The sequence below is a fragment of the Binatus sp. (SeqCode) genome (genome assembly GCF_049584895.1).
Lineage (GTDB): Bacteria > Desulfobacterota > Binatia > Binatales > Binataceae > Binatus.
Window position 1 is genome coordinate 108,143 of record NZ_JBAUYR010000001.1, and the last position, 12,613, is coordinate 120,755.

A 12,613-nucleotide genomic window follows, 5' to 3' on the forward strand; every position below is an offset into this window, starting at 1 on the left:
ACGCGCGGGAGTAGTTACTCATGAATGAACAGACCAGTGCGGGGCAGGGCCCCACCGACGGGGCTCGCCTCACCTATACTGGCATGGATGCGCGCCTGGCGAAGCTGGCTCGTTTCCTGATCCGGCATCGAAAAGGAGCTCTGGTACTTCAAATCGTGGTCTTCGGGGCCTGCATTTGGGCAATCGCGGGGATGCGGCTGTACGACGATCCAAATGCCTGGCCGCCGAAGAACGATCCATTCGTGCAATTGAACCGTAAGATATCCGATCACTTCGGCGGCGGAAATTCGGTCAGTATCGAATTCAGCGTCAAGGACGGCACTATCTTCACTCCCGAGAACCTCAAGACGATCAAGGACGTCAATGACTCCCTCTATGACATACCTGGCGTCATACCTTACGCGGTTCGGTCGATTGCGGCGTTGGAGGCGAAGCACTTTTCCTTTCTTGGCGCCGGGACCCCAGACGAAGAAATGGTCATTGCTCCGCTCATGCCCGAATATCCTCACACTGACAAACAGGTGAAAGATATCGAAGAGGGCGCGACCACTAACCCTATGGTCTATGGGACACTGGTCTCCAAAGACAAGAAGTCCGCGCTGATTCTGTCCGATTTCCGTTCCGAAGCGCGACCGGGTTCCAAACTGGCCACGACGGAGCCGGTGGCAATTTATAAGTCGATTACGGCCACTCTGAAGGCCAATGAACGTGCCGGCATCACTCTGCGCGCTGCCGGCACGCCCATCATCGTCGGCTGGGTGAATAGCGACGGTCTCCGCTACGTAGTCATTGCGTTTGGATTTTTTCTCTTAATTATCGGACTTACTCTATTGTACGGCTTTCGCACGTTCAGCGGAGTCTTTCTACCAATGCGGGTGGCTCTGCTCGGCGCCTTGATGGGCTTTGGGTTGTATCGTCTGTTTTTCGGCCACACCCTTTATTCGGCTGCCGCACTGCTGGCGCCGTTCATTGTCGTGGCGGCCGGCGCCTGTCACTCTGTACAATTCCTGACGCGGTTCTTTTTCGAAGAATATCCACGACTCGGAAATGTGGAAGATGCGATCATAAGCACCTTCGTGAGCCGATTGCGGCCTATGTTGGTGTCCTTGCTGTGCGACGTAGTTCCTTTCGCAATCATGGCGGCCATTCCCTTCGAGAACGTTCGAGCACTGGGAATAGTAACCGGACTGGGGCTTGCCTCCCTGACCTTTGACGAATTCGTGATGATGATCCCGGCATTGAGTTCCATCACGATGAAGGAGCTTGAGAGCGAGCATTTTCACGCGGCCAAAAACACTGGAGCATCATCAACCGATATCTGGCTCGAAAAGTTGATCCGCGCTATCATCGATCGCCCCGCGGTAGGCGTTGCCATTTTGGTTGTGACTGTTGCGGCAACGGCCTTCCTGGGCCGCGATATCGCAAAGACTCCGATCGGTCAGAACAATACCTACGCAATCCACAACTATCTCACGCGCTCCTGGAACCGCAGTGCCATTTTTCATATGGAGCAGGAGATTGTTCACCGGTTCGGCGGTGTCTATCCGATGACCGTCCTGATCGAAGGTAAGCCCGGGGTACGTAAGTCGCTCGAAGATCCCGCTGTAATGGGCGCAGTAGACAAACTTGCCAAGTTTATGCGCGATGAGAAGAGTGTCGGCTATGTGGCCGATCCTGCACTCGATATCACTGCCCGGTACGAGTTTGTTCACGGTCTCGACAAAGCCTACGCGCACGTGCCGACCACCAAACAGGAAATTGGAGAAGGATTGGAGGCTTTCGAGGCTATCACGCCAGGCGCATACGACTGGCTATTCAGCGAAGACTATAACTCTTGCGTTGTAACCGGCTACTGCGCAAGTACGGATCCGATAACAGTCCGTAATTTGATCGAGAATACGCGCAGCGAAGCCGATACCCTCTTCCGTGGCCTGCCGGTCGATGTGGGTGTCGCTGGCGGCGCCGTGGGTATAGCCCAGGCATTCAACAGCAACATCAAGTATTATCTTATAGTTAGTGCGCTTTTGGGTTTTCTCGGAACATTCCTGCTCTCTATTCCGTTCATCAGATCGATTCTACTGCCGGCCTTGCTGATCGTGCCGCTTGTTCTCGGTACTATCGCGGCATTGGGCTTAATGATCACCTGCGGAATCGAACTCAATTCGAATGCTACCGCGGCGTTAGCTATCGCCAGCGGAGTCGGGATCGATTCGGAAGTCTATTTGTTGTACCGCGTGCGCGAGGAATACCTCCGCCTGCATGACTTCCGCGAAGCCCTGGTGCAGGGTTATGTAAAAATACGACGCGCCCTTCTGGTGTCTAACGGAGCGCTAATACTTGGATGTTGGGTGCTGGCTCCAATCCCGCTGTACATCGGCTACGTCGGATTTGGCATGGGCCTGGTACTCGCCCTGTGCTTCATCACCAGCGCGGTGGTTTCGCCGATCGTGTGGTCGTGGTTCGGCGGCAGAACGATTATAGGCAGGACGTCCACCGCGATCGCACCTCAGCAGGCTCAACTCGAACCTCTCAGGAGTGCGCAAGGTCACTGAGCCGATAGCTTCAATGAGTGGCCGCTTGAATGACATCTACCCCGAGACGTTGAAAAGGCACTATGAGGATCCGCGCAACTACCGGCCGATGGAAGGCGAAAGCAGCAAAGCTTCTGCAGTGAATCCGGTTTGTGGGGATGAAGTGACAATCTACCTCAAGGGTAACCAGAGCAAGGTGAACGAGGTGACTTACCAGGGCCACTTGTGTGCGATCTCGAAAGCCTCCGCATCTCTGATGAGCGAGGCGGTACGAGGCCGGGACGCGCAGGAAATATCGGTAATCAGCCGCGACTTCGAGGCGATGATGCGCGGTTCCGACGCGGTCTCACTCGGAGACCTCGACGCTCTTCGCTCGATACGCGCGTACAGGGTTCGTATTCGATGTGCGCTGTTACCTTGGGAAGCCCTCCGCAAGGCATGTGAAGTGTTAGCATGATTCACTTTGGGCTGGTCTACAGTTTCGAAGGCGACCGGGCCGCCAATGTCTTCCACGAAGCCATTGACGAGGTGTTGCTGGCAGAACAGGTTGGAATTGAGTCGGTATTCATCAGCGAACATCATTTTGTAGACACCGGCTTTTTCCCGTCGCCTCTCATGTCGCTGAGTTACCTTGCTGCTAGAACCAGCAAGATCAGAATCGGCACCGGCGTCCTTCTGCTGCCCCTGTACAATCCAGTGCACGTCGCTGAAGATTGCGCCGTTCTCGATATCATTTCAGGCGGCAGGCTAATTCTGGGTGTAGGACAGGGCTACCGGCCGGAAGAATTCAGTGCCTTCGGCGTTCCTCTTGGCGACCGCCCAGGACGCCTCAGGGAAGGCGTCACGCTGGTTCGCCGTTTATGGACTGAGCAGAGCGTTACCTTCAACGGGAAGCAGTTTCAAACCAAAAAGTTGCCACTTAGTCCGAAACCGGTTCAAAAGCCTGCGCCACCAATATGGGTGGCTGCAAAGAAGCGTCGCGCAGTTGAATTGGCCGCCGAGGTCGGCGACGGCTGGTTCGCCGATCCGATTACTCCGGTGTCGATTATTCGGCGCAATAGAACTTATTGGGAAAACGCGATTCGCACGGCTGGCTTTGATCCGGCTGATCGGACGTTTGCCTATTACCGGGAATTTCTGGTCGCGGACGACGACGATACCGCGTGGCGAAATGGCCGCGACTCGATGATCAACGGCTACCGCAATTATTTACGCTGGGGACATCTCGTCGACGATGAGGGTAAACCGATCCCGCCGGACCGCGAAGATCTTCTTGAGCAGATAGTCAGGGAGCGTTTCACTTGGGGCGGGCCTGAACGGTGTCTGGAAGACATCGCTAAGCTGCGCGAGATGCTTGATCCAAACTATCTCATCATGAAGATGAGATTTCCCGGACTGTCGCATCAAAACGCAATGAAGTCTCTCCAGCTATTTGGGCAAAAAATACTGCCCCAAGTCAGCCGGAACTAGAGCTGCTGTTAACAGAGCAAGGAGAACAATCATGCCAGTAGCAGGTGGATTCGGAGCGAGCGTCAAGCGAGTTGAAGATCCCCGCTTCCTCAGGGGCCAAGCGAATTACGTCGAAGACCTGAAATTGCCGAGAACCCTGGGCGTCGCATTTGTTCGAAGCACCTATGCGCACGCGCGAATCAAATCCATCGACGTGAGCAAGGCCTTGGCTCATCCGGGAGTGTTTCGCGTACTGACCGGCGAAGAAGCGAAAAAACTCTGCAAGCCCATAAGGGTGGAAATACCACCCGAGAAATTTCCGGGAAAGTATAAGGCGTGCAACTTCTACTGCATCGCAGTCGATAAGGTTAATTTCGTAGGCGATATAGTTGCTGCAGTTGTGGGTACCAACCGTTACGTCGCCGAGGACGGCGTCGAGTTGGTCGACGTCGAGTACGAACCGCTGACGCCGGTGCTTGATGCAGAGGAAGGGGCAAAGCCGGGCTCGCCTATTATCCATGAAGAGTGGGGCGACAACCTGATGCTAAACGGCAGTTTGATAGAGAGCGGCGATGTCGACAAGGCTTTCAGCGAGGCTGATGTCACCGTGAAAGGGCGCTTCCAGATGAACCGTCACTGCGCCTCTCCCCTGGAAGCGCGCGCAGTGGTTGCGTTTCACGACCCGGTTCTCAAACAGATGACGGTGTGGACCTCGAGCCAGATGCCGCACATGGTGCGTACTAAGATTGCTGAAGCTATCGACTATCCCGAGCATACCATTCGCGTGATAAGTCCTGACGTAGGGGGCGGCTTCGGATTGAAATGCCACATCTTCCCCGAAGAACTGATTCTTTCATTGTTGACTCGCGAGATGGGCCGTCCGCTCAGATGGATCGAAGACCGCCGCGAGAATCTCTACGGCTCCTACCACGCTAAAGATGAACTCTGTTACGCGGAACTCGCGCTGAAGAAGGATGGCACCATTCTAGGTCTCAAGGCAAAGTTCATAGGCGATATTGGCGCCTATACCTCCTATCCATGGACGCCTTCGTTCGAACCTCTCCAGGCGGCCTTGGCCTGTCCGGGTCCTTACAAGATCACAAACGTGCGGGTCGAAGCTATGGCCGTCGCGACCAACAAAACGACTTCAAGCGTATTTCGCGGCGTGGGACTGCCGGCCGGCCAGTACACGATGGAACACATCATGGATCTCGCGGCCTCCAGGCTGAAGATGGATCCCGTGGAGTTGCGCCGCAAGAACATCATGTCGAGCAGCGATTTTCCCTGCAAATCCGCAACCGGACTTGACTATGACAGTGCAAGTCCGCGCGAATCTCTCGACATGGCGGTGAAGATGATTGACTACGCGAAGTTTCGCAAGGAGCAGGCGGAAGGTCTCAAAAAAGGCAAATATTTGGGTATAGGTTTCAGCTCGATGATCGAGATGACAACCTTTGGCTTCGACTACTGGAAAAATATTGGCTTCAAGAGCGTATCGGGTTACGATTCCGCGCATCTGCGCGTGGATCCCAATGGTGGCGTCACTCTAACTGTGGGAACGCACTCTCATGGCCAGGGTCATGCCACCGTTTATGCTCAGTTAATTGCAGATGGCTTGGGCTGCAAGGTCGAGGACGTGACCTTTGTTCAAGGTGATACCGCCATGACTCCTTATGGTTGGGGGACGTGGGGCAGCCGCAGCGCCGTTGCAGGTGGCGGGGCCGTAATTAACGCCACCAGCAAGATTCGGGAGAAGATGGTACGGGTGGCAGCCAACCTGATGGAGGTGAGTCCGCGTGATATTGAAGTCAAGGACGGCAAAATCTCGGTCAAAGGAGTCCCGGGCAAGAGCATGACGCTTCGCGATGTCGCGCAAGCGGCGGTGTACACCGCTGACGTGTCTGCCGAGGAAGAACCCGGTCTGGAAGCGTCTAACTACTACAAAGCCCCGACCCCATACGCCAACGCTACACATGTTGCGGTCGTTGAAGTCGATCCTGCTACTGGTTTTGTGAAGATCGTCCGTTACCTGGTGGTCGAGGACTGCGGTCGCATGATCAACCCCATGATTGTCGAGGGACAGATAGCAGGCGGTGTTGCGCAGGGCATCGGACTGGCGATGTATGAGCATCTTCGTTACGACGAGAGTGGCCAGATCCTCACGACATCTTTGATGGACTATCTGATTCCGACTGCCGCAGATGTTCCACCGCTAGAGTTCGGTCATATTGAGACGCCCTGTCCCATCTCGGTAGGTGGTATCAAAGGTATGGGTGAAGGTGGGGCGGTTGCGCCACCGCCGGCAATCGCAAACGCGATATGCGACGCGCTGTCATCTTTTGGTTGGAAGACCATCGACACGCTTCCCATGTCTCCGGAAGTAGTGCACGCACTTACTACCAGTTGAGGCCTCGGGTCTTTAGAGTCATAGGCCAATGCGAGAAATAATCGACGAAATGCGGCGGATGATCGATGAGCCCGAAGGTGGAGCTCTCGTCACTATCACGCGAACCAATGGATCCACCTATCGCCGTGAAGGCGCCAAGATGCTTTGTCTTGCTGGCGGACACATGATCGGCTCGATTAGCGGCGGCTGCCTTGAGAGTGACGCCTACGAAGTCTCGCTCGAAGTAGTTGAACGTAACCAGCCGCAGATGGTCTTTTACGATACCAGCGCTGAAGACGAGAATGTTTGGGGCCTGGGCCTTGGCTGTAATGGCTCGGTCGAGGTTTTGATCGAACCGATGGCATGGTGGCGCAGTGGAGAGGGCAAAGCCCTGTTCGACCAAATGATGCGTCGGGTCGACAATGGCGAACGATGCGCGGTGGTCACCCTACTCGCCAAGGACGGCGAACGGCTGACCACCTTGCGCCGCATGATTGTCGATCCTGACGGCAAGATAATAGGTACCTTGGGTGCACGTGGCCTCGATTCTCTCGCGGCTCGTCGCGCCCAAACAATCGTCACCGACGAAACTATTCGACCGTCACGCAAGGTTACCATTGACTGGGACTCCGCTGCTTACGAGATATTCGTTGACGCCCTCATTCCACCCACACGCCTACTCGTGGTCGGCGGCGGACACGACGCTATTCCCATGGTTAAATTTGCCAGGCAAATGGGATTGGTGGTGACCTTGATCGATAGTCGAGCGAAGTTTGCCACACCCGACCGGTTTCCCGACGCCGATCAGATCGTTTGTGCGCAACCCGAAGAGTTCTCCCAGCGCGTCTCTCAGGAAGGTCGTCCGGCGGTGATTCTGATGAATCATCATTATCTGAAGGATCGAATCATTCTCGGGCAGCTCCTTGCTTCCCCGCTCGAGCTGACTTACATCGGTGCGCTGGGACCGCGCGTGCGAACCGAAAAAATGATCAGCGATCTGCGCGCACAAGGACTCACACTTAATGAAGAGAAAGTTCGCGCGATCAGAACTCCCATAGGACTCGACGTTGGCGCCGACAGCCCTGAAGAGATTGCGATCTCGGTGCTTTCGGAACTGCTGGCAGTCAAAAACAAGCGTAGCGGACTGCCATTGCGCGAAAAAAACAAGCCTATCCATCAGGCGGCTTGAGTGGTTTCAAGTGAAATGCATTGGCCCAGTTTGCCCAACTGCCAAATTCAAAAGGTGACAATGCTTTGGCTGGCATAGGGAAATCGCTGCGTCCCGATTTTCCGATTCTTGAGCAAAAGATCGGACGCAATTCGCTTGTCTACTTGGACAACGCGGCGACCTCTCAAAAGCCTCGTGTAGTGATCGAGTCGCTCGCAAACTTTTATCAGATCGCCAATTCGAACGTGCATCGATCCGTTCACACGCTGGCTGAACGAGCTACCGACCTTTATGAGCGCGCGCGAGAAAAAGTGGCGGAGTTTATAGGTGCCGAGCACCCAAGCGAAATAATATTCGTCCGCAATACCACCGAAGCCATCAATCTTGTCGCGTACGCTTTCGCCCGTTCACGCCTCGCTCCAGGTGACGAAATCGTCGTCACAGTTCTCAATCATCATAGTAATCTGGTTCCGTGGCAGCAGGCAGCCGCGCAGAGCGACGCCAAGGTCCGTGCTATCCCGCTTACCCGTGATTTGCAGCTCGACATGAGGACGGCGGCATCCATCATAGGTCCTCGCACGAAGATCGTCGCGATAACCCATAAGTCTAATGTGACTGGAACTATCGTTGACGTTGCGGCGCTATCGCGTATGGCGAGGCAGGTCGGCGCCGCCGTCGTGATCGACGCCGCGCAAAGCGTGCCGCATCTGCCGGTTGATGTGCACCAGTTGGACTGCGATTTTCTCGCCTTTTCGGGGCACAAAATGCTCGGTCCGATGGGCATAGGAGTGCTATACGGCCGCAGGGAATTGCTGGAACAGATGCCGCCGTTCATGACAGGTGGCGAAATGGTGCTCGAAGTCGAGTTGGAAACCGCTACCTGGAACGACATTCCACTGAAGTTCGAGGCTGGAACGCCGAACGTCGCTGGCGCTGTCGCCCTTGCTACTGCGATTGACTACTTGTCGGCGGTAGGGATGCAGACTATCGCTGAGCATGAGAAGGTTTTGGCGGATGCAGCATGGAAGAGGCTCGAAAAAATCGAGGGAATCCAATGCGTGAAACCTTCTCTCGGTTCCAATGGAATCGTCAGTTTCTCTATGACCGACATACATCCTCATGACGTCGCAACGATCCTCGACAGCGAAGGAGTCGCCGTCCGCGCCGGGCACCACTGCGCTCAACCGCTTCACAAGGTGCTTGGAGTTCCTGCGACCGTGAGAGCGAGCTTCTACCTATACAACGATCACGACGACGTCGATCGCCTGGTCGACGCGTTGCGCACCGCACGCCAATTCTTCCACAAACGCGGCAGGTCCCGCGAAGTCCCGCTCTGAATTTGACGAGGTAGTTTCCGATGGCGGTGACAAAACAAGTAGGTAGCAGTGTCAAGAGGGTGGAAGATCCGCGCTTCCTTCACGGGAGAGCTTCTTACGTTGATGATCTTCATCTACCCGGAACTCTTCACGTTGCATTCGTTCGCAGTTCCCATGCGCATGCACGGATCAAGAGTATTGACTCGAGTGCAGCCTCACGATTGCCCGGGGTCCATCGAATTTTCACAGGTGATGAAGTCTCCAAGGCGCTGAAACCGATGGGTATCCCGTTTCGCGAGGAGGTGTTCCCGAAATCAGTATTCAGGCAATGCGCGTGGCCCTGCATGGCGACCGGAAAGGTGCGTTACGTAGGCGAACCGATCGTCGCGGTCTTGGCCGCCAGCAGATACATCGCCGAGGACGCTGCCGGCTTGGTCGAAATCGACTACGACGTGCTGCCCGCGGTCGTCGATCCGGAAGCCGCGCTCAAGCCAGGTGCGCCCCTGATTCATGAGGACTTGGGCACCAACGTGATGATGAAAGTTGGCGGCGGCGGCGGCGACGTTGACGCTGCATTCAAGCAAGCCGCATTCGTTCTGCGGGAGCGCTTTCATACCAATCGTCACGCTGCCATCCCAATGGAGGGCAGGGCGACTCTCGCCATGTTGATGCCGACCGGCGACATCACGTTGTGGACGTCGACACAGACGCCTCATCTTGTGCGCACTCGCGTCGCCGACATCATGCAGTTCCCGGAGCAGAAACTTCGCGTGATCGGTCCCGACGTGGGGGGCGGTTTCGGTCTCAAGTGTCACGTATTTCCGGAGGAAGCCCTGATCTGTTACTTCGCGCAACAAACCGGGGTACCCGTGAAGTGGATCGAGGATCGCCGCGAGCATTTTCTCAATTCGTTTCACGCCAAGGAAGATATTGTCGAATGCGAGATGGGCTTCGATAACGACGGTATCGTCAAGGGCATCCGCGCCCGAATCATTGGCGACCTTGGCGCCTACAGTGCCGATCCCTGGCCATCGCCGTTTGAAGCATTGCAGCTCGCAGCAGCTCTCCCTGGTCCCTATAAAATCACGGACTACGCATATGAGGTGGTGACCGCATGGACCAACAAGACCACGCTCAGCGTGTATCGCGGCGTAGGCTTGCCGGGAGCGGTGTTTGTCCAGGAACACATGATGGACATCGCGGCGCGCCGGTTGAAACTCGATCCCGTCACCATTCGGCAGCGCAACCTGATCCGTCCCGAAGAATTTCCCTACACCACCGTTACCGGCCTTAACTATGACACCAGCAGCTCGACCGACGCCCTGCAAAAAGCGGTTGATCTGATCGACTACGGCGGATTTCGACGTCGCCAATCCGAAGCCCGCGCAAAGGGCCGCCACCTTGGCATTGGCATCTCAACTTACATAGAGATGACGACTTTCGGAACTCGCTACTGGACGCCCTTGGGGATCGATCACTGCGCCTACGACTCGGCTAACGTGCGGATGGATCCCAGCGGGGGCGTAGTGGTCACAGTGGGAACTTTTTCCCACGGCCAAGGTCATCATACTACCTACGCCCAGCTCATCGCGGACGAACTTGGCGTGCAGGTCAAGGATGTTAATTTCGTACAAGGGGATACTCAGTCGACACCGTACGGCTGGGGAACCTGGGGAAGCAGAAGCATAGTCGCAGGCGGCGGAGCGGTCGTGAACGCTGCGATTAAGGTGAAGGAAAAGATGTTTCGGATCGCAGCTCATATGCTTGAGGTGAGTGCGGCCGATCTCGAGTTGGTTCCTGGCAAGGTTCAACTAAAGGGTGCGCCGGCCAAATCAGTTACTGTGAAGGAGCTGGCTAAGGCTGCCGTTTGGTCCGCTTGGAAACTGCCGCCGGGAGAGGATCCCGGACTCGAGGGAACTCATTACTATGACCCGCCACCAGCGACCTTCGCCAATGCGACGCATATTGCGGAGGTCGAAGTCGATATCGAAACCGGGCACGTCAAACTGGCGCGATACGTAGTCGTTGAAGACTGCGGCAAGATGGTCAATCCAATGATCGTCGAGGCGCAGGTGATCGGTGGCGTCGCTCAGGGAATCGGTACTGCCCTTTACGAACACCTTCAGTATGACGATGGTGGGCAGCTACTGACCACATCTTTCATGGATTACCTGGTTCCGACCGCGGCAGACGTTCCACATATAGATGTTGGACATATCGAGACCTTGACCCCATTGACCGTGCATGGAGTCAAAGGTATGGGTGAAGGCGGAGCGATTGCGCCGCCCGCCGCTATAGCCAATGCGGTAGCGGATGCGCTATCCCCTTACGGAGCCAAAATCACAAATTTGCCGATTGCGCCCGAGATGGTGTGGAAGCTCGCACATCCGCAAAGCAGGGGCGCCGGAAGTTGAGACGTAACCCGAACATTGGAGAAAGGCCGTTATAGGAGGGCTCTTCGAGATCAATGAATTGGAGCATCATTTATTCGTATCAGGTCGAGCACAACGACGGCTATCGGACGTTTGCCGACTCTCTTGCTCAGATCGAGTTGGCTGAGCAGCGCGGCTTCGGTACCGCGCTCGTAAGCGAGCATCACTTGGTCGAGAATGGTTACTTCCCGGCGCCGTTTGTAACCTTGAGCGCGATTGCGATGAAAACCCGCAAGATCCGCATAGGCTCAGGCATAATCATTCTTCCTCTTTACGATCCCTTGCACGTGGCCGAGCACGGCGCGGTACTCGATGTAATCTCCAACGGCCGCTTTACACTGGGTGTCGGTCAAGGATACCGCCAGGAGGAGTTTGACGCGTTCCAGATCCCTCTGTCTGACAGGCCGGGCCGAATGCGGGAAAGTGTCGAAGCGATCCGCGCATTGTGGACTCAACCGAAGGTCAACTTGCAGACCAAGCACTTTACCTACAAGGACGTCATGGTTCGTCCAAAACCCAAACAACAGCCTGCCCCGCCGATCTGGGTCGCGGCCAAGAAGAAGAGCGCGGTGCGTCTGGCGGCGCAAGTCGGAGATGCATGGTTTGCGGATCCGATTACATCGCTCAAGATGCTGAAGGAGAGAGTCGCCGACTACAAGACGGCTCTCAAAGAAAGCAAGAAGCCCACCACTAACATCTCGTTCCCACTGATGCGCGAGGTGTATTGCGCCGAAACCGACGAGAAGGCGTGGGAAGAAGCCCGCGAACCTATGCTCTACGTCTACCGCGAATACCTGCAGTGGGGACACATGCTGGACGACGACGGCAATTCAGTTCCGCCCGGTGACGAGCGGGCCCTTGGACTTCTTCGCAGCAGATTTATCGTCGGCAGTCCTGAAACCTGCGTCAAGGAATGCCTCAAGTATAAGAACGAACTGGGAGTTACTGATTTTGTCATGCGAATGAAGTTCCCGGGTCTTCCGCACGAGCGAGTGTTGAATTCAATCAATCTCTGGGCCGACAAGGTTATGCCACATGTTCAATGAGGTGAAGTGAAGAATGGAAGCCGATACCGTTATCAAGAACGCTACCATCGTGACCCATGACCGCACCTTCAAAGGCGGCGTCGCTATCCGTAAAGGGAAAATTTCGGCGATTGCTGAAGAAGCCGGGGCGTTGCCATCAGCCAGGAACGTGATCGACGCTTCTGGCAAGCATCTAATTCCCGGGCTGGTCGATGCGCACATGCATCTGCACTATCCGCACAATGGGCTCGAGCCGAATTTACAGAGCGAGTCGCAGTCGTCGGCAGCGGGCGGAGTCACCACGAT

The 12,613-nt window shown here is 55.7% G+C and carries 8 protein-coding genes and 1 pseudogene; all 9 read left to right on the plus strand.

Annotated features, from left to right (window positions below; all coding sequences use genetic code 11):
• Positions 1-20: 20 nt before the first annotated feature.
• Entirely contained in the window at positions 21-2,552 is a 2,532-nt protein-coding gene (locus WB650_RS00520) for an efflux RND transporter permease subunit (RefSeq protein WP_423959019.1), read from the plus strand.
• The gene (sufU, locus tag WB650_RS00525; RefSeq protein ID WP_422301869.1) at positions 2,536-2,988 is read left to right on the plus strand and encodes a Fe-S cluster assembly sulfur transfer protein SufU; all 453 of its coding nucleotides are present in this window, start codon (positions 2,536-2,538) and stop codon (positions 2,986-2,988) included. Before WB650_RS00520 ends, sufU begins: the two co-directional genes overlap by 17 nt.
• Entirely contained in the window at positions 2,985-4,001 is a 1,017-nt protein-coding gene (locus WB650_RS00530; protein WP_422301871.1) for an LLM class flavin-dependent oxidoreductase, read from the plus strand. Before sufU ends, WB650_RS00530 begins: the two co-directional genes overlap by 4 nt.
• Positions 3,964-6,387: a xanthine dehydrogenase family protein molybdopterin-binding subunit gene (locus tag WB650_RS00535; protein WP_422301873.1), complete on the plus strand. Its 2,424-nt coding sequence runs from the start codon at positions 3,964-3,966 to the stop codon at positions 6,385-6,387. Before WB650_RS00530 ends, WB650_RS00535 begins: the two co-directional genes overlap by 38 nt.
• A 28-nt stretch (positions 6,388-6,415) precedes the next feature.
• On the plus strand, positions 6,416-7,555 hold the full coding sequence (locus WB650_RS00540) for an XdhC family protein (RefSeq protein ID WP_422301875.1): 1,140 nt from the start codon (positions 6,416-6,418) through the stop codon (positions 7,553-7,555).
• Positions 7,556-7,620: 65 nt separating this feature from the next.
• Positions 7,621-8,871 carry an aminotransferase class V-fold PLP-dependent enzyme gene (locus tag WB650_RS00545; RefSeq protein WP_422301877.1) on the plus strand — a complete coding sequence of 417 codons (1,251 nt, stop codon included), beginning with the start codon at positions 7,621-7,623 and terminating at the stop codon, positions 8,869-8,871.
• 20 nt (positions 8,872-8,891) lie between these two features.
• Positions 8,892-11,264, plus strand: a complete 2,373-nt coding sequence (locus WB650_RS00550) for a xanthine dehydrogenase family protein molybdopterin-binding subunit (protein WP_422301879.1) — start codon at positions 8,892-8,894, stop codon at positions 11,262-11,264.
• 53 nt (positions 11,265-11,317) lie between these two features.
• Positions 11,318-12,328, plus strand: coding sequence for an LLM class flavin-dependent oxidoreductase (locus WB650_RS00555; protein WP_423959021.1), 1,011 nt, complete (start codon positions 11,318-11,320; stop codon positions 12,326-12,328).
• Positions 12,329-12,341: 13 nt separating this feature from the next.
• Positions 12,342-12,613: pseudogene (locus tag WB650_RS00560) on the plus strand (hypothetical protein); the annotation flags it as partial.